At 38.5% G+C, this 24,602-nt stretch carries 24 protein-coding genes; 5 read left to right on the forward strand and 19 right to left on the reverse strand.

The window, feature by feature from the left end; translation table 11 throughout:
* Positions 1–3 precede the first annotated feature (3 nt).
* Positions 4–765, reverse strand: a complete 762-nt coding sequence (locus L2716_RS08245) for a GNAT family N-acetyltransferase (RefSeq protein WP_236333533.1) — start codon at positions 763–765, stop codon at positions 4–6.
* Positions 766–1,196: 431 nt separating this feature from the next.
* Positions 1,197–1,661: a GNAT family N-acetyltransferase gene (locus L2716_RS08250; protein ID WP_236333535.1), complete on the reverse strand. Its 465-nt coding sequence runs from the start codon at positions 1,659–1,661 to the stop codon at positions 1,197–1,199.
* A 339-nt stretch (positions 1,662–2,000) separates the two neighbouring features.
* Here L2716_RS08250 and L2716_RS08255 point away from each other — a divergent pair, with 339 nt between their 5' ends.
* Positions 2,001–3,200 (forward strand): IS110 family RNA-guided transposase, encoded by a 1,200-nt coding sequence (locus L2716_RS08255; RefSeq protein ID WP_236333537.1) that lies wholly within the window; start codon positions 2,001–2,003, stop codon positions 3,198–3,200.
* A gap of 55 nt (positions 3,201–3,255) precedes the next feature.
* Here the strand turns inward: L2716_RS08255 and L2716_RS08260 are convergent, their stop codons facing one another.
* The 6 genes from L2716_RS08260 to L2716_RS08285 form a co-directional block, all read right to left on the reverse strand.
* Positions 3,256–3,594, reverse strand: a complete 339-nt coding sequence (locus L2716_RS08260; RefSeq protein WP_236333539.1) for a hypothetical protein — start codon at positions 3,592–3,594, stop codon at positions 3,256–3,258.
* Positions 3,595–3,688: 94 nt separating this feature from the next.
* Entirely contained in the window at positions 3,689–3,997 is a 309-nt protein-coding gene (locus tag L2716_RS08265; protein ID WP_236333541.1) for a DUF7668 domain-containing protein, read from the reverse strand.
* A 253-nt stretch (positions 3,998–4,250) separates the two neighbouring features.
* Entirely contained in the window at positions 4,251–4,826 is a 576-nt protein-coding gene (locus L2716_RS08270) for a DUF2812 domain-containing protein (protein WP_236333543.1), read from the reverse strand.
* Positions 4,813–5,130: a PadR family transcriptional regulator gene (locus L2716_RS08275; protein WP_236333545.1), complete on the reverse strand. Its 318-nt coding sequence runs from the start codon at positions 5,128–5,130 to the stop codon at positions 4,813–4,815. Before L2716_RS08275 ends, L2716_RS08270 begins: the two co-directional genes overlap by 14 nt.
* Before the next feature lie 313 nt (positions 5,131–5,443).
* Positions 5,444–6,286 (reverse strand): nucleotidyltransferase domain-containing protein, encoded by an 843-nt coding sequence (locus tag L2716_RS08280; protein ID WP_236333547.1) that lies wholly within the window; start codon positions 6,284–6,286, stop codon positions 5,444–5,446.
* A gap of 372 nt (positions 6,287–6,658) precedes the next feature.
* The gene (locus L2716_RS08285; protein WP_236333549.1) at positions 6,659–6,955 is read right to left on the reverse strand and encodes a DUF5516 domain-containing protein; all 297 of its coding nucleotides are present in this window, start codon (positions 6,953–6,955) and stop codon (positions 6,659–6,661) included.
* Between the two features lie 310 nt (positions 6,956–7,265).
* On the opposite strand from L2716_RS08285, the gene L2716_RS08290 reads away from it, so the two are divergent.
* The gene (locus tag L2716_RS08290; protein WP_236333551.1) at positions 7,266–7,970 is read left to right on the forward strand and encodes a hypothetical protein; all 705 of its coding nucleotides are present in this window, start codon (positions 7,266–7,268) and stop codon (positions 7,968–7,970) included.
* Positions 7,970–8,578: a hypothetical protein gene (locus L2716_RS08295; protein WP_236333552.1), complete on the forward strand. Its 609-nt coding sequence runs from the start codon at positions 7,970–7,972 to the stop codon at positions 8,576–8,578. The genes L2716_RS08290 and L2716_RS08295 overlap by 1 nt, the downstream gene beginning before the upstream one ends.
* A gap of 297 nt (positions 8,579–8,875) precedes the next feature.
* Here the strand turns inward: L2716_RS08295 and map are convergent, their stop codons facing one another.
* Positions 8,876–9,622, reverse strand: a complete 747-nt coding sequence (gene map, locus L2716_RS08300) for a type I methionyl aminopeptidase (protein WP_236333554.1) — start codon at positions 9,620–9,622, stop codon at positions 8,876–8,878.
* A gap of 371 nt (positions 9,623–9,993) precedes the next feature.
* A complete protein-coding gene (locus L2716_RS08305) occupies positions 9,994–10,971 on the reverse strand; it encodes an NAD(P)H-dependent flavin oxidoreductase (protein WP_236333556.1) in 978 nt (325 codons plus the stop codon).
* Between the two features lie 117 nt (positions 10,972–11,088).
* Here L2716_RS08305 and L2716_RS08310 point away from each other — a divergent pair, with 117 nt between their 5' ends.
* Entirely contained in the window at positions 11,089–12,027 is a 939-nt protein-coding gene (locus tag L2716_RS08310; protein ID WP_236333559.1) for an AEC family transporter, read from the forward strand.
* Here the strand turns inward: L2716_RS08310 and L2716_RS08315 are convergent.
* From L2716_RS08315 to murQ, 9 genes are all read right to left on the reverse strand, one after another.
* Positions 12,016–13,089, reverse strand: coding sequence for a serine hydrolase domain-containing protein (locus L2716_RS08315; RefSeq protein WP_236333561.1), 1,074 nt, complete (start codon positions 13,087–13,089; stop codon positions 12,016–12,018). The two genes, L2716_RS08310 and L2716_RS08315, sit on opposite strands and share 12 nt — an antisense overlap.
* Position 13,090: 1 nt before the next feature.
* A complete protein-coding gene (gene nagZ / locus L2716_RS08320; RefSeq protein ID WP_236333563.1) occupies positions 13,091–14,809 on the reverse strand; it encodes a beta-N-acetylhexosaminidase in 1,719 nt (572 codons plus the stop codon).
* A gap of 20 nt (positions 14,810–14,829) precedes the next feature.
* On the reverse strand, positions 14,830–16,002 hold the full coding sequence (locus tag L2716_RS08325) for an anhydro-N-acetylmuramic acid kinase (protein ID WP_236333564.1): 1,173 nt from the start codon (positions 16,000–16,002) through the stop codon (positions 14,830–14,832).
* 9 nt (positions 16,003–16,011) lie between these two features.
* Complete coding sequence (locus tag L2716_RS08330; protein ID WP_236333566.1) at positions 16,012–16,851, reverse strand: MurR/RpiR family transcriptional regulator; 840 nt, start codon at positions 16,849–16,851, stop codon at positions 16,012–16,014.
* Positions 16,852–16,900: 49 nt separating this feature from the next.
* Positions 16,901–18,484 (reverse strand): beta-N-acetylhexosaminidase, encoded by a 1,584-nt coding sequence (gene nagZ / locus L2716_RS08335; RefSeq protein ID WP_236333568.1) that lies wholly within the window; start codon positions 18,482–18,484, stop codon positions 16,901–16,903.
* Positions 18,484–19,449: a carbohydrate ABC transporter permease gene (locus L2716_RS08340; protein ID WP_236333570.1), complete on the reverse strand. Its 966-nt coding sequence runs from the start codon at positions 19,447–19,449 to the stop codon at positions 18,484–18,486. The genes nagZ (L2716_RS08335) and L2716_RS08340 overlap by 1 nt, the downstream gene beginning before the upstream one ends.
* Positions 19,450–19,461: 12 nt before the next feature.
* Complete coding sequence (locus L2716_RS08345) at positions 19,462–20,397, reverse strand: carbohydrate ABC transporter permease (RefSeq protein ID WP_236333572.1); 936 nt, start codon at positions 20,395–20,397, stop codon at positions 19,462–19,464.
* A gap of 121 nt (positions 20,398–20,518) precedes the next feature.
* Complete coding sequence (locus tag L2716_RS08350; protein ID WP_236337835.1) at positions 20,519–21,835, reverse strand: sugar ABC transporter substrate-binding protein; 1,317 nt, start codon at positions 21,833–21,835, stop codon at positions 20,519–20,521.
* A gap of 18 nt (positions 21,836–21,853) precedes the next feature.
* Positions 21,854–22,768 carry an N-acetylmuramic acid 6-phosphate etherase gene (murQ, locus tag L2716_RS08355; protein ID WP_236333574.1) on the reverse strand — a complete coding sequence of 305 codons (915 nt, stop codon included), beginning with the start codon at positions 22,766–22,768 and terminating at the stop codon, positions 21,854–21,856.
* A 240-nt stretch (positions 22,769–23,008) separates the two neighbouring features.
* On the opposite strand from murQ, the gene L2716_RS08360 reads away from it, so the two are divergent.
* The gene (locus L2716_RS08360; protein WP_236333576.1) at positions 23,009–24,571 is read left to right on the forward strand and encodes a SpoIID/LytB domain-containing protein; all 1,563 of its coding nucleotides are present in this window, start codon (positions 23,009–23,011) and stop codon (positions 24,569–24,571) included.
* The last annotated feature ends 31 nt before the right edge of the window (positions 24,572–24,602 follow it).

Genomic DNA, 24,602 nt, shown 5'->3' on the forward strand with positions numbered 1-24,602 from the left:
ACACTAAAAATATTTATAAAGAGATTCAGTACGAGCTGTAATTGAACAACCATTTTTGGAGAAAACTCTTTTCATTTTTAGGTTATTTTCATGTGTACTTCCTATGTAATATTTTGCTCCTAGCTCTTTCAAAATATATAATGATTGATGATGAAGTCTAACACTATGACCTTTCCCTCTAGCATCAGGCATAATCCCAAAATAAAATAGTCTACCCTCATCTAAAGTACCTGGTTCAATATGAGGTATGGACATTCCTATAAGATTATCGTTTAAATATACTACCCGACATGCATTCTTCCAATTATCACCTAGCTCTACCTTTACTGAATTTAAATGTTCTTCCATTGTGATTGTAGTTGGTGCATTATCGGAATTCGACATACATTGTTTCCAACATTCTTTGAATTCTTGTTGTGATAAATTTGAGTCCTCTAAAGAACGCCAGTTGAACAAATTGAATTCGTTTTTAATATCATCTAGTGATCGGTAAACTTCAACTTTCGAAGCATAGGGTTCAAATCCTTTAGAAGTAAATATTTCTGAAAGGCTTGAATAGTGAATAGATGTCCTATTAATCAACCCTGATAACCGTTTAATACCTAATTCCTTACCAGAAGAAATAACCTTCTCGATATGTTCTGATAACTTTTGTGCATCATACTTAATATTTTCTTTTTCTTCTAACGCAATGTAATCTGGTAGTCCATTTAACAGTTTAAAAGTATCCTTGAGGTCCTTCTCTAATTCACTAAGATATGTCACAGTCAACCTCCTTTAATCTGATACTACTAAAAGGATTTATTCCGTTAATTTCCTAATGTGTATTTATTAAACAATTAGAGGCGTTACCCTTCTTAAATCAACGCCCCGATAATTGAACAATGCACATTTATTAATTCATTATGTATGAGATTTCTATTATGATAATTAGAAATACAAAGTGTAGGACCACTTTAGTTAATAGTGAAACATAGTGATTGATGTTCTTAGGAAATTTAAGCAATGTAAGAATACTTATAATCGAAAGTGTTAAAAGAAAATAAAAACCCGTTTTCGATATATCTGAATACGCTCCGATTTGAATCCAAAATAATAGACTAAGAACCAAATTAATTATGAATGCTAAAACATTTGAAACACGAATTTGAACTCCTCCCCTCTTTCTTCGGTCAACACCCACTTTTCTGGAAAACTTATATAAGATTTTTAGTCATTTTAATAAAAACAACAGGATGACCACAAAAGTCGCCTTCTGTTTCTTTCACTATTTTAAATCCTTCCTTTTCGTAAAAGGAAATGTTCAAATTTCCTTTATAGACTGTAAGAGAAATAGATGTAGGATTGTGATATCTCTCAATACCAGAAACATAAAGTTTCTTTCCTATACCTTTTCCTTGGTGACTTGGATGAACGTATAAAGATTCTAAGAAAATCTCTTTACTCTCGGATCCGGAGGAAAAGAATGCATAACCTTTAATCTGTTCATCTTCTTCAGCTACTAGCATCATAGACGTCTTAAACCGTTTATCCATAGTTTCATTTGAATATGCTTCACTTAACGTTTTTTCTTGAATTTCTATAGGTATAAATGAGCTATATGTATCCTTCCAAGTATTCGCAGCTATATTTTTTACACTTTTGATATCTGTATCTGTCATATTCCTAATCTTCAAGTAGTTTCTCCCCCTTTTGCTTTACCCATATTCTATTTCCATAAAAATAGCACTTCTCCTTCTTGAAGAAGTGCCCCCTATCGTATTATAAGGTCAGCCAGTCATTTCTGGTTGACCTATTTTAGGTTATTCTTTAGGTAGCCGGGGTAGGACGTTCGCCCCCGTGGGACTTGATCCCGTCCGCAATACGGTCCACCCCCTACTTGTAGAAACATGTTTGAGGCTGGTTGGGGCACTGAACCCGCATAACAAGCGAAGCTATGACACTGCAAGATTGGTTAGGGGTTTCCGGCGAATAACAAAATAAAGGAGACGTGATAACCTATGGATCCAGTGATTGGCCTGGATGTCGCAAAAGGAAAAAGCCAAGTTCAAGCCTTTTTACAAAAGAAGAACCCTTACAAGAAAAGCTTTGTCTTCGAGCACAATGTTTTAGGATTGCAGGATTTCTATCAGTTTTTTAAAGAAGTTGAAGAAGCTGCAGGACTACCTCCGGCAGTCGTTTTTGAATCGACAGGTCATTACCATGAACCAGTGCTACAGTTCTTGGAGGAACGTGGTATTGTTTATTATTTGATTAATCCAGTTATTTCTCATGAAGCAAAGAAAATGAGTTTAAGAAAGGTAAAGACGGATGCCATCGACGCATTTCGGCTGGGAGAACTTTATTATCTATATGATGATCTTCAGCCCTTTCAGAAGAAGACAATTGAGCATATGAATTTACGTAATTTAACACGTCAACATGACGCTCTCACGGAAAGCTATGTAAAAATCAAACTTCAATTCCAGACGATTTTAGATCAAGTTTTCCCGGAGTTTAAAACCGTATTCGGAGCTTTGTATTCTCGGACTTCACTAACGACCTTACTCAACTATCAAACACCTCAAGGTGTTATGGGTGAGAGCGTTGAACAAATCGCTGAAGTTATTTTCAACCAGGGAGCTAAGCGCTCTTACAAATGGTCTTTAGAGAAAGCATATAAGCTTAAGGAAGCAGCCGAGAGAGATCCATTTAAGCGTAATCTTTATACAAGTCATATCGTTACTCTTACAATGTACATTCAAATGCTTCTTCAACACCAAAGGCACCTATCAAAACTACTTCAGGAGATAGATGCCTTGGCTGATAAATTTGAAGATTATAAGATTATCCAATCAATTCCCGGTATAGGTGGAAAGATTGCGGCAACAATCATTTCCGAAATTGGGGAGATTGATCAGTTTACCCACGCGAAAAAGTTGGTAGCCTACGCTGGAGTCGACCCTAGTGTCCACGAATCCGGTAAGTTTAAAGCTACCATCAACCGGATTACAAAAAGAGGATCTTCTCGACTTAGACAAACACTTTATACAGCTGTACAGTGTGGTATAACAAAGAATCGAAATCCAAAGCTTAGATCTTACTATGATCAAAAGCGTGAAGAAGGTAAACCACATAAAGTAGCGATTATTGCTTGTGTAAACAAGCTAATTCATTGGATTTACGCAATTTTAAAACGTAAAGAGGCTTTTAAAGTCTAGTAATCTCCAACAAAATACATATATTACAATAACTTCAATAAATAATACTTGAAGCTTATTTGGTATGTTCAATTTTATTGTAACATGACTTATTTAGCTTTTTTAGTCCAACCTCTTGACCTTCTATTAGCTGGTATTGTGGAGTACCATTTTGTTTAGTTACAGGTTTTAAAGAATATATAGATATCACAATACTGAACATTAAAAGTACGTAATATATGAAGATTAAACTCTTCTCATTTCCCCAAAAACCAAGGAATCCGATATATTGATGATTTATTAATAATACAAACAATAAAATTAAAAGTGGGTATTTTCGATGTGAGATTAATAAGATTAATGCAATTATATTTATGAAAACACCACCCATTCCAATTATCATATGGAAATTCATAACACCCCTCCCATTCTAGAAGATTTTTAATAACCGTGTAACCGTGTGGTTGTTCTAATTCACCAAATGCCCCCTTTTCTTGAATATCGCCATTTTATAAAGTGTGTAAATTTTCAATAGTAAAAGATAAAACGTTATTGTTTTTATCTATGATTGCTTCACAAGCCAACGTTAAGTCGCTTTCTTCATCATCAATCCAAAGTTCAAACTCCAAAGCAAAACCAGAACCATCTTCATACTCATAAAACTCTACATTTTCAAAAGCTCTTTCAGGGGGAATGGTTAAAGAATCCCAATAGCTTAATTCCTCTTTAATGTCATCCAGTTGTATGTCTTTTCCTAATCTTTCTTTTATACTTTCAAAGTCATTATTTGCTAAGTCTATAACTATATTTTTTAGCAACTCCAGTAATTGTTTTTTTTATATCCATATCTTCGCCACTTTCTTTAATTAACTTTTACTACTTTTACTCCAGAATCCTGCCCATCAGTAAGATATTAAACAAAAAGATCGTTAATCCTTTATTAGATCAACGCCCCCTTAAACAAAACTACGGGCTAATTCAATTCTTTTTAAATGCTACCGATTGGGGTAGATACATTATTCTTAATCATTTCTTTGGAGTTTTAAAGTTCATACTAAACTCCCCAGCTTATTATTTTTCATTTAACATTGAAAACTTTCGATATGCTTTATAGAAACTGCTACCAAAAAAAACAACCATAAATGCGGGAAACAACTTTAAAAGAACAAATGGAGTTTCAAATAAAAATGCTTTCCAGAATAATGTGCCATTCATACTCCAAAGACCTTCAAAATATAATCCCGAAAATCCATGATCCTTGTAAAGCATATAAGAAAAAGACAAACACAACATACCCAACACAAATGAATAACTCATTAATCTTTTATAATAATTACTCTTTGATTGGCGGTCCGAGAAGATTTCATTTTGATCATCATCTTCTTTTTGCCAATACCGTATTCCCCCCAGCCAGTGCCCCTTTATATAACTCCAACCAAAATCTTCATATATCCCTTTGTATTCCTCGAACTTGTCCTTTGGTAAATAATCTTGATAATCAAGTCGCATAACATATCTTTTTTCAGTTTTTTTGAAAGTGTAAATTCCTAATCCACTAATATTTGTACAGTGATAGCCTTTTTGTAATTGCTCGTTCAGCCATTGCTCTTCTTTTTCAATATTGAAAAACATGTTAAACTTCTTCATTTGATTCACTTCCTTCATACAATGATAAGATATGAGATAGCCTTTCCTGTTCCATTTTCAAAATGGCGCTTCCTTCTGTAGTTATCAAATAAATTTTTCTCCGACCCGAATTTCCAACAGGTTCAATCCAACCATGTTTACTTAGATTTTCAACTGCACCATATAATGTACCAGCTGCTAAAACAACAGTCCCATTACTCATTTCTTCTATCTTTTGCATTACGGCATAGCCGTGGAGTGGCTCACGTAGGGCTAATAAAATATAATGCATGGTTTCAGACAATGGCAATAATTTATGTTTCATACTCTCACCCCCCTTTATTAAGTTCAACTATACAGTTTAACTTTATAACAATTTAATACAGTTCAACTGAATAGTCAACAGCAATTTACATTCATCGAAGGAACTTTTTAAGCAAAACCTTGATAATTAGGAAAAAATTTAATCACAAAAAGCCGATTTCCTTTACGTTTGGAATTCGGCTTTTTGTGTAATATTTTTCAATTAAATGGCCCCTACATGGAAAACTGACACTTACTTCTTCAATAAGTGCCCCCTTAAGCGGAAGACTCGATATCAAGATAACTTTAGAGAAATAAACATATTGGTTAATCATTTAGAGGGGTAAATGCTTTATGTTTTGAGGGTTATTAACTTTCAGCCATTCCTCAGATTCTTGAATCATCCAATCGCCAAAACTATTCAGGTATGATAATAATTCCTCATTATTTAACGATGGATTAATTGCATAATTTAATGCAATTTTCATTTCTTCTTGTTTAGTAGGATAGTGTTTAGAGAATAACTTGTAAGCTGGATAGAGATCTCTAGTGTATGTGTTTTCTTTCATAATAACGAAAGCTAAACCACACCTAACTATAATTTTCATAATCCATGTGCAGCAATCTTGTATATCTTCTTGATCGTCATTTCCAATTAAATCATCTTTAGCCTGAAGAATTTGGGATCTTAAATTCACTATATGTTCATTTGCTAATTTATCGTCAGGTTTATAGTTTGGTAACACTAAACCTAAATTTTCTCCATAAAGACATACGCTGTATGTCTTTATCATAAACGAAACTATGCTAAAACTGTTGGTATCAGACACTTCTTCTAAAGAGTAAACTCCCGTTTCTACTCCATTAATAAAAGAAAAATTTTGTTCTGCTTGCTCTTCAATTACCTTGAGATTGTGACGTTCTTGTTTCTCTAAAGTGGACAGCGTTATAACAAGAATGTCTATATCAGAAACACCTTCAATACCTAGTCCCCTCGGTAAAGAACCTCTTAAGTATACACTGTGAATTTTTGTTGAAAGGCATGCCAATAACGATTCTAATATCGAGTTAACGGCATCTCTAAAATTTGAACCTATTTTGTTCAAGTTCGATTCATTCACAATTATTCCTTGTTCATTGGTGATACAAGTAAAACCAATATCTTTAATCTGAGTCATTTACTCCCTCGTTTCTTTAAAGTGATTATCAGGGAACTAAGGATTGATGGTATTTATCTTCCATCTTCGCCCCCTTATCTTTAATATGTAGCCGTATTATTCTCGATTGCCATCATCTTTCAATAAGCTAATAATTTCTTGGTTTTGTTCTATTTGTTTATCAGAATTTATCTTTATAAGACGAATCCAGCGAATTGTAAAAATCATTAATACAATAAAAAGAACACTAAAAAATTCCACGGACATTACCCCCATTTATATTGAATCCAAGCTTGCCTAAATATATTTTAAATGATTTATATAGTATTGAAATTACTTACATTAAAGCTCCCGTTTGTTGAACAGGTGAAAAGATCTCTGGTCTAAAATAGGCTAGAGATCTTCTTCTTTTCTTTTATCAAATTTACTTTTTACAAATTTTCCAACATTCCATGTTACTAAGCCAACGCCTAAAGCTCCAACCCCTAAAATTCCAAAACTTTTCGCTTCTTTAGAAGTAAAAGTATATCGTAAGCCCTCTGCTAAATGTGGTGTAGTATACCCAGACCTTTTTAAGTCATTTACCTTGTCGGGTGACATCAAAATATCTTCGACATATTGATAACCTTTAGAAATGAGCTCTCGCCTTTCTTCATCTGTTATTAGTTTGCCGTTTTCTAACCTAGCCATATTTTCACCTCTTTTCGAGCAGATATTTATTAAATACGATACTTATCCGATTTAGTTTCAAAATACCTAATATCTCGAAACTGAGTCTTCCCCAAACCTGCCCAGTTGTTGTATAAAGGAAAAGCTGGAGATCACCATATCGATTTTCAGCTCTCGCCTCCCTTTAATTGAATAAAATATTATAAGTGATTTAATCAAATGAATATATAACTTTACTCTTTTAATAATGACTTCAAAATAACTCCATTTATTCCTCAAACTATTGTAAAATGGATAGTAATAACATTCATAAAGAAAATAGGTGTGAACTATGATTGAAGATCGCGATTTAAGAACCTTTTCAATTTTTAAATCACAATTAAAAGCATTTTCACAAATTAAAGGTTTCATTGATAAACAACCTGTGAATTCTGATGGGAAAATGATATTTCACAGAATTCACAGCATTGACGACGAGTATCTTGATATAGAACTTTACTGGGAAACAACTAAGGACGTATTGACAGAAAAACTTGACGATTTTGGAGAAATTGAAATTGAAACTCAGACTGTGAGAACAGTTGTTAAAATTTCAGTTTTTGTATTCGCCAATTCACCATTCTTATTTATTTTTTTTAAACCTTACAGTTTATCTAGACAAGTACTCGCTATATTAGAGGATATATTTGCAGTGGATATTGAACCTATACGATTAAATAACGATTTCTTTTATCAACTTTTGCTACAAAATAACTTTGGGGAAATCACACAAATTTCTTATCAATCTGATAGCCAGTCCCGCAAATATACTATCTCTGGTGTAATTAATAATACATTCGATTTTGATCAAATAAATCTGAGCAAAAATCGCATTACTAATATTACAATAGCTCTAAACAGCCAAGCTAAAGCAAAGATCTCTAGCAATGGTAGAATAGCTCTGTATAATTCACCATACTATCAAGATATAAAAGAAGTTTTAAAGATTTTCATAAAGCTGATTAACAATTACAAGGGTTATGGAGGTATTTATTAATGAAAGGAGGCTTTTTCCATAACTTTGCAGAAAGTAAAGCATTGATTGTTATTTCTAGCATAGCTTCTATAATTTCCCTAGTAATATCAATCATCAATGAATCATTTTTTTTATGGATTATTTTAACTATTAGTCTAACTACTTTGCTTTTCCTGATAAGACTTGTTTTTATTAATTCTATCTTTATTAGTGAATTAGATACTGTCAATCTATATGTATTTGACTCAGCAATCGAGTTAGAAGCTACCGAAACTGATGATTACATTTCAAATAACGACCTAATCATTGCTATACAAGCAAATATAGCACCAAAAACTTTCAATCAACAGCCACAAGGTGAAATGAAGATAAGTTTTCCATCTCAAATAAAAACAGATTTCTATTGGAGATCTGATATAATTAAGAAAACAAATGAAACGAATGATAGCTGTACCTTTTCCATCTCACTAAAATCAGGAATAACTTTTATTTCAATGAGATCATTTCTGGTCAGGGAAGAACAATTCCAAGAGTTTCTTTCATCACGAAAATGTGTGGAAGTTCAATTTCAAACCGATATAAATTCAACTTCTAAGAAAGAAACAATATTTATATCTACAGTAGGTTAAGGATATAGAAAAAAGAGTCAATTACATCAAATGTATTTGAACTCTTTTTCTACACTTTATTATAAAATATACAACTTTTTATTAACCTACTTTAACATCCTTTCAAAAGTTTTAATCACTATCTTCTTCTTGTTCCAGAATCTGGCCCTATTATGGATTAATTTTAGGAACCCCTTATTCAACAATCCTGCCCAGTTCTTGAATAAAGAGAAAGCTGGAGATCACCTATCGATCTTCAGCTCTTGCCCCCTTTAATTGAATAACGGACTCATTTTAAAAATTCGGAAACCTGTATTTTTATTGTTCTGTCAGTATTTCAGGTCCATTCTTAGTTATCGCCAAAGTATGCTCGTACTGTGCAGACAATCTTTTATCAACCGTTCTTGCAGTCCATCCATTTGAATCCATTTTGCTATGCCATGTCCCCTCATTTAACATGGGCTCTATTGTAATAACCATGCCTTCTTTTAATGCTCTTCCCTTACCCTGAACACCGAAATGAGGAATTTGTGGGTTTTCATGTAAAGTCGGTCCGATGCCGTGTCCTGTGAAATCTCGGACTACTGAAAAGCCTTCATTTTCAGCATATGATTGAATTGCATAACCAATATCTCCAATTCTGTTTCCTGCAAATGCTTTTCCAATACCTTTATATAAGGAATTTTTAGTTACTTCTAATAGACGATTAGCCGATTCGGATATATTTCCTACACCATATGTCCAAGCAGAATCAGCCAATCCCCCCTTTAGGTTAACTACCATATCAATAGTTACTATATCCCCATCTTTGAGAATAGATTTCCGAGGGAAACCATGACAAATTTCATCGTTAATTGATGCACATGTAGCAAACTTATAACCCTGGTATCCCTTTTGTTCTGGAGTTGCTCCATATTTTTTTAAATATTCTTCTACAAAGTTATCTATTTCTAGGGTAGTAATACCTGGTTTAATAATTTCGGCAATTTCTTGATGGCAAGATGCCAACAACTTTCCTGCTTCCTTCATTAAATTTATTTCTCTTTCTGTTTTTAAAGTTACCAATGGAGACTCTCCTTGTTATTTGATTTATTTCTAACTTAATACTAATATATTTTTATTGATATTCACCATAGCAACGGAACCAAAAGCATCCAATATCCTTACCTTTTTTAATAATAAAAGATGATTTCTCACCTTATTCTTCTTTTTTGAAAAAATATGCCTTATTCCGTTAAACTGCCCTTTTGTTGAGTAACGATAATCAATATTTCACGCCTATATTTTAACATATTTTTCTATTGCCTTTGGCTTTTTTTGGTAATATGGATTTCTTAAACAACGTACCTCCATTTCATTTTTTTAAAATCTTATGCGGCATTATTTATATTCTCATGAAAAAAGCATTACCTCCTTTCAGAAGCAATGCTTTGCTCTTATTTTTGAGTAGTAGGTGTGGATAGTCCTTCTTTCGCTCGTTCGTATTCCTCTTGGATCTCGTCAACGATTTCTGATACAGTCTGGACGGCTTGAATTTGGTCTACGCCTTGTCCAGCTGACCATAGGTCTTTCCATGCCTTTGAACCGGATTCATTCAGTGAGGATAGATCAACCTTTTCTTTGCTTTTGAGTTGTTCAATATCAATGCCTGCATTGGTGATGCTGTTTTTCAAGTAGTTTGCTTTTACACCGGTAAATGCATCTGTGTAAATGAGATCATCTAATGCGGAGTCAATGAGCATTCCCTTATATTCATCAGATGCGAAGCTTTCTTTTGCCGAAATGAATCTCGTCCCCATGTAGGCCATGTCTGTTCCTAATACTTGTGAAGCGAGCACATCTCTTCCACTCGAAATACATCCTGCTAAAATCGTGATCCCATCCCAAAATTCTCTAACTGCCCCAGCAAAGGCGAAGCTGTTGATTGTGCCAGCATGTCCTCCTGCTCCCGAACAAACGAGAATGAGTCCATCTACCCCTGTTGCAGCAGCCTTTCGGGCATGCGGAACGTTAGAGACATCAGAGAAAACCAATCCACCGTAGGAATGGACAGTCTGGATTACATCCGATGGATTCCCTAAAGAAGTAATGACGATTGGTGGCTCGTATTTTTTCACTATCTCCAGGTCTTTCTCGTAACGTTTGTTGGACTTATGTACAATCAGGTTAACTGCCCATGGCGCTACTTTTCTATCAGGCTCACTTTCTTTCACAGCTCTCAACTCATAGCATATGCGTTCCATCCATTCTTCTAGTATCGTTTCGGACCGAGCGTTCAATGATGGAAACGAACCTACGATACCCGCTTTACAGCTTTCAATGACCAGTTCAGGGCTCGATACGAGAAACATAGGCGCAGATATGACTGGTAACTTCAACTCTTTAGAAATACGATCTGGTAGTTTAGTTGTCAAAGGGAAAAACTCCTTCCAATAATTCATGTTCATTATAGTACTAATACGCGATTGAAATCGGTGTTACCTGCACCTATGCCTAAATTTCCTCATACCTTGCAGAAGGAGGGGGATTGTATGGGAGCAATGTATGCGTTGTTCGGAGAGATGATTATGCTATACGGGATTGCGGTGATCGGTTATGTCGCGCGGAGAGCCCGTATCCTACCTGACTCTTCGGATTACATCTTAACCCAGCTCGTCCTATATATCACGTTACCAGCACTCATTTTATATTCCATGGATTTCCCGTACGAGGCCGATTATCTTCACGAATTTGGATGGCTCTTACTCTTATCCACCACAGCCATCCTGATCGCCTGTGGTATCGGACGTATGTTACGAAAAAATGCAAACCTCTCAGAAGATCGAAAAGGGGTCTATGAAGGCCTTATTGTATTCGGGAATCAAGGGTTTATTGGTTATGCGATCATCTACATATTGCTTGGTGAGATCGGTATCCTTTATACAGCTGTCTTCAACTTCTTATATATCGTGTTGATTTGGACATACGGCATCTATGTCGTCGGTCGGAGCAATGCATCCTTCTCATGGAGATGGCTCATATTCAATCCAGGGGTGATTGCGACAATAGTTGGGTTCATCGTTTATCTCCTACCGTATCAGTGGCCTCAAACTTTTCACAGCTTGTTTGAAACGGTGGGGCTTCCAACCGTGCCTCTGTCCATGTTGATTATCGGGATTCTGCTTGCAAACTTAAACAAAAAAGAGGTATGGAGCTATATTCGAAGCCCACACCTCTGGTCTGCTGCATTTATGCGATTGTTAGGTATCCCGCTCTGCCTACTCCCGTTTATCTTCATTTTAGATAACAAAATTCTCTTGCTTGTCGCCGTGCTCGTTGCTGCAACTCCTTCTGCCCCGACAATCGCGTTGTATGCTAGGAAATATGGAGGAGATCCATACTTCGCTTCAGTCGGGTCTGCAGTTACAACAATCCTTTCAATGTTTACAATCACATTCTTATACGGTCTATTGAAATGGCTAGGCGTATGACAAGACAGCTTCATGTATGGTGCGGCGCAGGTTATTGATATTTGGAGGATGATTTTGGTGCAGCCGGTTCGTCAATAAAATGACAACAAGATTCCGGTTTGGATGAACGTAAAGCGACGTTCCGGTAAAACCCGTATGTCCAAATCCTTCAGGAAAAATGGAGGACTTTTCAAACCCTATACTTCTCGTACCAACCGACGTATTATTCACCTCTTGAATCAATTGTTTTTTAATCCCTACCTTTTCAGCAAATGATGGTTGCGTATAAATTCTTCCAATGTCACAAACATCCTCCATATTTGAAAAGAGTCCTGCATGTCCGGAGACTCCATTGAAAAAATAATATGTGTTTCCGTCGTTAACTTCACCGCAAATTGGGATTTCCGTACTTCGCCAACGATCAAAAGCGAGCGCACGACTTTCGCACATCTTCATTTCAATCGGGTTTCCGAACTCGGTTGCAGCCACATTCCCCTGTTCAATCGGTCCATACCGCATGGAGGTGAATTCGAGCGGAACCTTGATAAGTTCGTGAAATGCATCGCCTAACTTCAACCGTGTAATTTTTTCAATTACTTTTCCAAGTAAGATGAAATTCAGATCACTATAAACTACTTTGTCCTTTCCCATATGAAAAAGATCTGCACCTAAATGCTCGAGTTGCTTGAAAAAGTCTGCATTTCCCGTATAAAACGGATACCAGGCCACTAAACCTGAAGAATGTGTTAGGAGTTCAAAAATGGTTATTTCTCTGATCCGGTTTTTCAACTCAGGACTTTGTATATCTAAAAGATTTACAAGTTTCGTATCTATTCTGAACTTCCCATCGCTGATCAACTTGAGAACCATCGTAGTCGTAATGATTTTCGTAAGCGATGCAATATCAAAAACCGTTCCTAACGTTACCGGCTGTACACTCGGAAATGTTTGACGATGTCCTGCAGCTTTTTCATAAAGAGTCACTCCGTCACTCATCACTTTCAAGACACACCCTGGAACTACTTTCGGTACCGTTTTATCAATGATACCATCCAATTCTAACCTCAATTCCATTCCACTCATCTCACTTTTCGTTTAGACGTTTTACAGGAAGCTCACCATTCGCTTTGATCTTTCCGAAAATAAGGTCTGCCGTCGCCTGGAATGAAGGGTGATAATCAGAGTATTGAGCGATGGCGGCATCAACACCTAATAACCTGTCATAATCATACGGATTTCTCACCATGACAAGGATGGATTGTTTAGATTTTCTAACTACTTCTGTTAGAACGGTTTCCTCCCAGCTGGTGTCTCCCTCACCTACTATGGTCGATGAGTCAGTAATTAGGACTGTGAGATCTCCGTCCTCAATCAGCTTCAACTGATCTTTCGACAATGACCCATTTTTATTTTTCAGTGCCTCTAACTTCACAATATGAAATTTCTTGTGGTACTTCCACAATGCATTTTTCATCGATTCGAGATTCCGACCATCACTCGCGACCAATGTGATCTCACCGGAAAACGGTTCTTGCAATGGAAGCAATTCCTCTTGGTCGCTTAATAAGGTCACGGATTGTTTTGCTATTTTTTTCTCTAATTGAACCGCTTGATATGGCGGCTTCTCTTTTAAATCTGGATCAACCCAATCCATTTTCGCTTTTAAAATACGTCGAACCGAAGTATCCAGCCTCTTTTCAGATATTCGTTCGTCCTCCACCGCTTCAATTAAAGCATCGTAAGCTACTTTCAAATGATCCGGCATGACGATGACATCGACACCAGCTAAAACAGCCTGGACCGCGGCTTCACCAGGTCCGAAGTGATCAGCAATCGCCTTCATTTCCATTGAATCGGTAAAAATCAGACCTTCAAATCCCATCTCTTTTCTAAGCAACTCATTCATGATTTTGGGTGATAAAGTGGCAGGAACTTTGATAGGAAGACCGTCTTTACGCGAAGTGAATTCAGATGAATCGATGTTCGGGAAGGTGATATGAGCGGTCATGATTCCAGGAACGCTTTGCTCAATCATTGACTGGAAAGGGACTAATTCAGTCTGTTTCAACTCATCCAGGGATTGTTCACTTACAGGCAATACGTAGTGGGAGTCCATATTTACACTTCCGTGGCCTGGAAAATGCTTGGCGACTGCCATAACACCTTCATCGTGAAGACCGTTCATGAACGCTGCTCCCATTTCACTTACTAAACGCGGATCATCACCAAAAGACCGAACACCAATGACCGGATTATTCGGGTTATTATTTACATCAACTGAAGGTGCAAAATTAATATGGATTCCAACCTGCTTCAGTTCAGCTCCAATCACTTGTCCAGTTTCACGAGCAAGTTCTGAATTCCGTGTGGCTGCAAGTGCCATATTCCCAGATAACTTGGGGAAATAGGGTAAACGCGTCACTAAACCGCCTTCCTGATCGATAGATATGAGTAGAGGTAGCTCGCTTTCTTTTTGTAAAGATTTGTTTAACTGTTTAAGTTGTTGACGAGAATCAACATTTTCACGGAAAAGAATGATGCCTCCTGGTTTGAATGTCTGAATCAATTTTTTCAGATCACCGCTCATTTCTGTGACCGGCTCTCCATCCATCTCACGAATCGCGGGCATCAATAGCTGTCCGACTTTTTCTTCTAATGTCATTTGATCAAGATATCTATTAATAGAATCAGCTGATTGCACGTCATCCCAAGCTATCGATCTTTCGGAGTATAGGTACATGGATGATAGTGTTATGAATACCAAAAGAATCGTAAGAATCATCCAACTAGTCGGTCGCTTCATACGAACACCTCAAATTCTAATTAAGATGGGAGTGCGAGCTTACCCATGATGACCGATTGTGACGCGCCTGTGGCAGATGGTAAGTTGTTCGTTTCACCGTGAAGAAACTGATTGCCGAGAATGGTGAACGCAATCGCCTCTTTCGCGTCTCCATTGAATGATATGTCATCCATTTTGGAAACCTTGTAGGGAAGAGAATTGCGCAAGCCGTCCATAATCGCTTCGTTGTATGCTCCTCCTCCAGAAACGATCAGCTGATCAATTGTATGTTCTTTATGTATATAGAGCGATAAGCTTTGAACGATCATTTCCACAGTGTAGGCAGTAATCGTAGCGATTGTATCTTCCATTGATAGGTTTAATGTCTTTGCTTTCATGAGAATCTGTCCCAGGCGATCTTCTGTATAAAGCTCTCTCCCCGTGCTTTTAGGTGGTTTGATCTGTAAAAATTGATCTTCTTCAATCAATGATTCTAGCAACTTATCGTGTATCGTCCCTTTTTTCGCTAAATCTCCATTTTCATCAAAAGTTTTCCCTGTTAACCGGCGTACAGCACCATCAATGAGGACATTGCCTGGTCCGATATCAAACGCACTGACTTCCCTGTTTATTTCTGAAATGGCTGGTACAACAGACAAATTGCTAATTCCACCAATGTTCAATAAGATGCGGTTCTTGGTTTCATGGGAAAACAACAACCTATCCACAAATGGAACCAACGGAGCTCCTTGACCATCATATGCCATGTCATTTGGCCGAAAATCACCAACCGTTAAAATACCCGTTTTTGCTGCGATATTAGCTAACTCACCAATTTGTAAGGTCGATCGTTCCTCTGGCCAATGGTAAATCGTCTGACCGTGCGAACTGATGAACTGAATATCTTTGGGGAGATACCCTGTTTTCTTAATAACGTTCAATGCAGCCTCACCAAAGAGATCTCCAAGTACAACATTCATTTTGCAAATTTTTTCAACCGTTGATTTCTTAGGATCACACAGTTCTATCAATTGTTCACGCTCTTCTACAGAATAAGGAGTAGTATCGAATGCTAGGAGTTTTACTTCAGTACCTGGACCGAAGCCTTTAATTTCCACTAAGGCTGCATCTACGCCATCGAGTGAGGTACCTGACATCAAACCGACGGCAAGTTTCCTGTTACTTTCTACAATAGCAGTAAGTTTCTTTAACATACTAGCCCCCTATTTCCTGCGCTTTTGTTGAATATACTCGATTGCGTTCCGGCTTTCGTCGAGGTATTGGATGGATGCATCATATTGGGTGGAGGCGACACACATGAATAATATATCCAGCACATGAAGCTGGGCGATTCTTGAAGAAGTTGCGCCACTTCTAAACGTCGCTTCCTTAGATGCTGACGTATAAAGTTTAATTTTCGCCTGTTCTGAGACCTTAGACGATCCGTACTTCGTCAGGCTGATTGTTGTAGCTCCCTTTTGGTTCGCGAGCTCGAGAATTTGCGCTACCTCAGCTGTTTCACCAGAAAATGAAATTCCTACAACAACATCCTCCGGCTTCACATTTCCAACGAGCATCGCAACCATATGAAGATCGGAAAATGCGGTTACATTCTTATGAATTCTGAGAAATTTCTGCTGTGCATCTTGCGCGATGATTGCAGAGGCACCAACACCGAAGAAATGGATAGTCCCTGCATTTTCCAAGGCTTCAACAGATCTGGAAAGCTCACTTAAATGCAACATTTCACCCGTTTCTTTCAACGACTGGATGCTGTTGTTCGTCATTTTCTCCAAAACCGAAGCGTGAGACTCATTCGGTTGGATGTCTCGATAGCCTTCGTGAACACTTTTCTGAAGGTCACCGACCACTTTCATCTTCAATTCTTGAAATCCTTTCAACCCGAGCGATTTACATAATCGGATGACTGCAGCACTACTCGTTTGGCTTAATTGTGCCAATTCACTCGTCGTACTTGAAATAGCTGCCCTAGGATCCTGTAAAATAAACGATGCAATCTTCTTCTCAGATGGGGGTAACTTATCATGCATTTCTTTCAGCATGACAAGTCCCCCTGTAGTATTTGTCATCTAGATCACCTGCTTTTCACAATCAATTTGTATTTGGAATGGTTACTGGAAACGATCCTTCAACCTTTTCTAATCCGAATAAGCTACGAACGGCTAACCGCAATGCTGGGGTTGTGAATTCATAAGTGGCAATGGATACATCCACCTTTGGAAAGAGTCCGATATCATAAGGACTTCTCATTGCAATATGGATAATTGGTTTACCAAGACTCATCATATCTTGCATGAGACGTTGTTGTCCTTCAGACCGGGTTGCAGATAACGTGCCCACCAAAATGATATCTGCACTATTCCCTAGCACTTTCATAAAATCAATTTCACTTTGTTCTGGTTGCTGTGAGACTGTAACGACTTTCGCTCCTGGATTTAACTCTTTTAGTAGTTCTCCGAGCGCATGTGAAGAAAAACGTTCATCTTCCACTTCTGTTAGATATCCGTTCTCTGGATATATGACCAATATTCGCTCATGCTGATTTCTCGTTAATGGCAGCAAGCCGCTTTTTCGTTCAAGCAGTGTGATCCCTTTTCGCATCACGTCTTCTGCTAATGTTTGATGATGTTCAGGTTTCTTGAATGGCGTAAGGTTATCATTCCATTTCAATGAACTTGATTTCAACTTCATTACACGAGCATACGCTTCGTCGATCGTTTTTTCTTCAATTTCACCATTCGTCACGGCTTGATAGATTTTTTCCAATACGTCATGTTGTAACTCTGGTAAGTGAGAAACCATAATTAAGTCCACTCCTGCTTTAATCGCCTCAACAGCACCGTGTGACGTACCGATTCCATCAGCAATCGCCTTCATCTCCATGCAATCTGTCGTGATGACACCTTCAAACCCAAGGTCTTCTCGCAACAATCCTGTCATGACCGGTTTAGACATCGTTGCCGGACGATTCACTTCAGGCTCGATGGAAGGAAAATAGACATGGGAGGACATAACGGTTTCTGCACCATTTTCTATCCCCTCTTTAAAAGAAACTAATTCAACTTCATGAAGTCGCTGAAGTGCATGTGGTATGACAGGTAAAGAAAGATGTGAGTCGACAGCTGTATCCCCGTGTCCCGGAAAATGCTTCAATGTCGTAATGACGCCTGAGGCTTGCATACCCTTCATGAGTTGCGTACCGAATTGAGCAACATTGTTGGGATTTTCTCCAAATGAACGTACATCGATTACGGGATTATTCGGATTATTGTTGACATCTACTACGGGAGCGAGATTCCAATTGATTCCTAAATCCATCAACTCTTGACCTGAAGCTTTTCCTACCTCATATGCCAGTTTTTCATCCCCAGTTGCCCCGAGCAGCATCGCACCAGGAAACACCGTTGTGCCTTCTCCAAGCCGACGGACGACGCCGTTTTCTTGATCAATACAAATGAACAAAGGATGATTGTGTCCCGCATTTTTTGCAGTCGATTGTAACGTTGAAGTGAGTTGTTGAATTTCTTCAGTCGTTCCAATATTTCGTCCGAATAGTATGATTCCGCCGACATGGTGGTTTTCAATCAGGTCCTTAATTTCGTCAGACATCTTTTCAGGATGATCTGCTTTAAACCCGAACACCATGAGTTGACCGATTTTTTCACGTAAATCCATTATTGTTTCACCCCACCCATCGATAATCCTTTAACAAAGTAGCGTTGGAATAATAGGAAGAATACAATCATTGGGATTGCAGCTACCGTTGCACCTGTCATCAGTAATTTAAAGCTCGCGAGGTTTGCATCCTGTAATGTTTTCAATCCAGCTGGCAACGTAAGTAAGTTTTCATCATTTAAAACGATGATTGGCCATAGGAATGAGTTCCACATTAAAACGAAGGTGAAAATACTTAGTACTGCCATCGCTGGTTTTGCAAGTGGCACGATGACTGTCCAGAAGATTTTCCATTCTGAAGCCCCGTCGATTTTCGCTGCTTCAATTAGTTCATCAGGAATGGCGAGTAAGAATTGTCGCATCAAGAACACACCAAAGGCAAGCGCTAGACTTGGAAAAATCAATGCCCAGTGCGTGTCGAAAAGTTGCAGTTTCTGCACCATCATAAACGTCGGCACAAGGGTCACTTGTTCTGGAATCATCATAGTAGAGATAATTGCCCAGAAGATGATCATCTTACCTGGAAACTTCTTTTTGGCAAGTACATATCCTGACATCGTGTCGATCAGGACAATTGCGACAGTAGTGACAATGGATATATATAAGCTGTTGAGCAGCCACTTCATGATCTTTGTCCGTTCAAACAGAATAACGAATCCTTCGAACGTCTTCGTTACCACTTCATCCATTTTTTGATCGTGATAAACTGCTTGAGCTTCGTTACCTGCATCCTCTGCAGCTTCGCGCATTTTCCATTGATGGAAGTATTCATTCACACCTACTGGATAGAGCTTAGGTGGCGTAGATTCCACATAATTGATCGGCTCCTCCATTGTTTCATTTTGATAGCTTGGCAGTTGGAGTGAAGTTGCAAATACCCAATAGAGAGGGAGCAACGAAACGACCGCCATGAATATGAGTGTTACATAAATAAGAAATTTACCTAGCTTTTGATTTTGTTTCATATTCCCACCTCCCTAGTGGTGATCTCGTAGTGTTCGATATTGAAAGATTGCAAATATCATAATGATAAAGAACAGGATGACAGATTGAGCAGAAGCTAAACCAAACTTGAAATCACGGAAAGCCGTCTTATAAATGACATGCACAATCGTTTCCGTCGCATTTCCAGGTCCCCCGCCTGTCATCATAATGATTTGAGTAAAGACTTGAAATGAACCAATTGTACTTAGAATGACCAAATACAACGTGGTCGGCTTCAGCATTGGTATTGTAATCTTCAACCAACGTTGGAATGCACTTGCGCCATCAATCCGCGCTGCTTCATACAAAGATTGATCGATATCATTCATTGCCGCTAAGTAAATGATGATACCTGCTCCAGGCGGAATGAGAATCGACATAATCATAAGTGCTGGTAATGCTGAATCACTTTGACCAAGCCAGTTAACAGGTTCAAACCCAAACCAACCGATGATATAGTTGAAAATCCCAAATCGATAGTTATACATCCATCTCCAGACCATTGCGATAATGACCATTGAAGTTACAGTAGGTAAATAAAAAGCCGCTCTGAAAAATGATTGAGACATCTTACCTAGTGGTTGCACGAGTGAGGCTATGACGAGTGCCGTTATGACAAATGCAGGTACTGTGACCACTGTGTAAATGAAAGTGTTCCATAAAGAGACTTTAAACACTTTGCTTTGGAAAGCCGTTATGTAATTATCAAATCCGACCCATGTTGAACCCATGATATTGAATTCTTGGAACGATAAGATGAAAGCCCAAACGATTGGAACGAGCATGAATAATACGAAAAACAATAACTTCGGCAATAAAAAAAGATAGGCGACTCTGTTTTTGTAAATCTCTTTCCAGAGTGATTTTGTTTTCGTATTTCGGGTCGTTGATTGATTAACTTTACGTGTAGTACTTGTGTTCGTTTCCAAGGTTGTTCACATCCCTTCGATGAACCTATCATTAAAATTGTAGGGATTGACTCGTCCAATCAACACCCCCAGCTTTTGGAGAGGTGTATTTGATCAGTTGAGCCAACCCCTTTTTAACTTTCTACTCGTTTATAATTCCGTCAACCGCTTCACCTGCATCTTTCAAGGCTTCTGCTGGTTTCTTTTCACCGTTAAGGGCTAGTTGTAATTCCTTTTGAATGGCTTCATCAATTCGAGCCCAGTTTTCATGGCGTGGAACTGGTACTGCATGCTTCGCAAGCTCTTGCGCTCTTGCCATTTGAGGGTTGTCAGCAAATGGCTCTTGGTCAGCAGCAGACTTACGTGCTGGGAATGTACCGTAATTCTTTGCTGTTACAACTTGTTCATCTGTACTCGTAATGTATTTCATGAACTCAGCTGTCATCCGTTTCTTTGCTTCATCCTTAGAGTTGAACATGACATAACCACCAACTCCTCCGATGGTGACAGGTTCACCAGTCTCTCCAGTCGGATATTCCGCTACCATAAAGTTTGTTTTGAATTTTTCTCCTTGTGCTGCAGCAATTGCCCAAGTCGCCCACGGCTCAACTGCAACTGTTCTTTGATCTGCTGCCGCCCAAGCTTTCCACGTTCCACCAACGTCTTGGCCACCCATGCTTTCAGGCGTAACTTTATGTTTGTACTTTAGATCCACGAGTTTTTGCAAACCACTAACGGCTTCCTCAGAGTCAAACGTATATTCAGTCATATCTTCATTTAATGGATATCCGCCATCCATTAACAAAAATGGCCAAGCTTCATAATAACTCGGAAGGATATACGTTGAAAATCCGTCTACACCGTCGCCTGTCAGCGCTTTCATCTTCTCTACAAATTCATCATACGTCCATTTACCATCCTTAGGAGGTTCTACACCTTTTTCTTCAAAAATATCAAGGTTCAAGAGCATGGCATGTACGCTGATCGACGTTGGAATGCCATAAAGCTTCCCATCTGTCGTATACGCATCAATTGCATTATCATAAAAGTCACTTTTCTCTTCTTTAGATAAGTACGAATCAAGTTCAGCAATTACACCTTGTTTGATGTGATTCTGATTCACTGATCCTCCACTAATATCGACAGGAGCGATGTCAGGCCAAGCACGACCTGCGATTGCTACACTAAGCTTGTCGTTCATTTCAGCCCAAGGTGTTTTGACAAGCTTGATTTTCACATTCGGATATTCTTTCTGGAATTCAGACATCTTCTCTTCAATCCAGTGGTATTTGTTCTCATCTTTATCTGCCCAACGTGGACCGTCCCACATCGTTATCGTACCTTCCCAATCCTTCCATTCATCCTCACTCATATCCTTTGAGGCATCATCGTTCGAACATCCTGCAAAGATACCGAACACTAGCATTAGTGAAACGATTCCCAATAACCATTTCTTCATTCTCAAAGTAAATCCCCCTTACAAATTTGTTTTGGCGATTTCAATTGCTTTCTTTACAAAACCATCAGCCTTCTTGATGCTTTCCTTCGCAATAACGAAGGATACACCTGCCTTTTCCATGACAATAGCCGTTTTCACTTCAAAACCTGTTTGCGTGAGAAGCGCTGTTGCTCTCTCATATGAAACACCTGTGATCGTCATTAAGATGCCTTTAGCTCTTTCCACTAACTTGTTGTTCGTTGCATTCACATCAACCATCAAATTTTCATAAACCTTACCCATTTTGATCATCGATGCTGTTGTAAGCATGTTCAAAACCATCTTCTGAGCCGTAGCGGCTTTCATGCGGGTGGATCCTGTTAATATCTCAGGTCCGACAACCACTTCAATAGATTGGTCAACAAGCTTAGACACAACTGAATTCGCATTACAGCTTAAACTGATTGTCTTCAAGCCTTTTTCTTTGGCAGCCTCTATTGCACCGATTACATAAGGCGTTCTCCCACTTGCAGTGATACCGACCACAATGTCCTTCTCCAAAATTTGACGAGAGAGCAAGTCCATTCTTCCCTGGTTCTCATCATCTTCTGCACCTTCAATCGCCTCGAACATCGCTTCAGCACCACCTGCTATGATCGCTTGTACAAGGTCTGCTTTTGTACTGAAAGTCGGAGGACATTCTGCTGCATCAATGACACCTAGTCTCCCGCTCGTTCCTGCACCAATGTAAAATAATCTTCCATTCTTTTTGAACGCTTCATAAATTAAATCGACCGCCGAGGAAATTTGCGGTAAAACCTTCTTCACAGCAAGAGAAACACTTTCGTCCTCTCGATTGATCGTCTGCAAAATATCCTGAGTACTGAGTGTGTCGATGCTGTATGTATGCATGTTGCGTTGTTCTGTCGTTAATGACGTCAAATCTAACTCCATGTGACACCTCTATTTTGAAAGATTTATCATGACCCCTTCCATCCACCCTCCCTTTTGTGTATAAGTTCATTTCAACATTCATTACAATCTCTTAAAATATTATTTCGGTCTTTGTTCGAAAATCCCTTCTAACATGAAATATTTTTTTAGTAATTATATTAATTTTTTAAAAGGATATTTCAATACTTGCTCGAAAAGTATCTATTGTAGATCAACATAAAAAAATGAGGAGGTTTTTTAGTGTTCATACGGCGTATCTTCATTGCATTGTTGTGTATTTTTGTAAGCGCTTTCTCTTTCTCGGGTTTTCAAAGTGTTGAAGCGAGCGAAGAACAGTCGATTAGAATTGGAGTCGTACCAAGTGCCGAATCAATTACACTCGGAAGTGATCATTCTTTCTCGATTACGGACAAAGAGACGGGTGAAATTTTAGCCCAAGGAACAAATAATTCAGCAGAGGTTTCGCTCATGAGTTCAGGTTCTGTTGATACCTCTTACCGGTTACAAGTAGCTTGGTCAACGAATACCGCCTATATAGATGATTGGCTTCATCGGGCTGAAATAGGTGGATATGAAACGTATCTAGAAGAACACAATGGTGGGTATCGACTGTTGATTGGAAAGTTTCCTGTAGAAGGAAGCTGGAGTGCCCGGGTTGCTTTTAAAAATGAAATGATCACGAACGGACTCGCGGCTAGTGATGCATTCTGGCAAATAAAAACGATTACGACCGGGACCGCCTCATTGAAGGTTCGCTTTGCTGGTGAGGAGCGATTAACTGAAAATCCTGTACAAATTCACTCAACTGATGGAATCATTGAAATCGGTGGAAAGAAATACCGTGGTATCGGTGAGGTTGGATATAACAGCAGTGGATCGCTCGCCGGCATAAATGAACTACCAATTGAACAATATTTGTACGGTGTTGTACCGAGAGAATTACCTCCTGTTCCTTACGGAGAAATAGAAGCGCAGAAAGCCCAAGCAGTAGCAGCACGTACGTATACTTTAGCGAATCTCGGAAAACGTAGCGCAGATGGATATGACTTACTCCCGACACCATCCGATCAAGTATACGGTGGGTATGATGCAGAACATCCTGTTTCCACTCAAGCTGTTCAAGAGACGGAAGGAATGGTTGCTACACATAATGGAAAATTGATTACAGCAGTCTACCATTCAACGAGTGGAGGATTTACTGCAAATAATGAAGACATCTGGAGTTCTGACTCTGTAGCATATTTAAGAGGTGTGCCAGATGCTGAACGTGGTAATTCGATGGAAAACGTCCCATCTCTAGATGTATTTAAAAATCATGCGAACGCAAAGTCGTTACGAAATTCTAAAAACGGTGATTACGAGTCAGATTGGTCTAAGTATCATCGATGGGAATATGAATGGACGAATGAGGAAATCTCAGAAGTATTGAGTGAATATTTCGCGACAGAAGTAGGTAACGTTCAAGAAATTAATGTTGTGAATCGCTCTGATTCTGGTCGTGTTTTAGAAATCGAGTTCGTTACTGACAATGGAACGTTTTATGAATATAAAGATAAAATCCGCTGGTCACTCAAGTACTTCAACGCTTCCGGAGGTAAAAGTGTACTACTTAGCACCCTATTCTTTATTGAACCTATGAAATCAAAAGGAGAGTTCACAGGATTTAAAGCTTACGGAGGTGGATGGGGTCACGGTGTAGGACTTTCTCAAACGGGTGCGGTTGGAATGGCTACAAAAGGAGACTCCTATGAAACAATCTTGAAGCATTATTACCAAGACATTGCACTCGAAAAGAAATATTGAACTAAACGATAAAAGAGCTTGAGATTCTTCA

This window comes from Pseudalkalibacillus berkeleyi (assembly GCF_021608225.1).
Classification (GTDB): domain Bacteria; phylum Bacillota; class Bacilli; order Bacillales; family Fictibacillaceae; genus Pseudalkalibacillus; species Pseudalkalibacillus berkeleyi.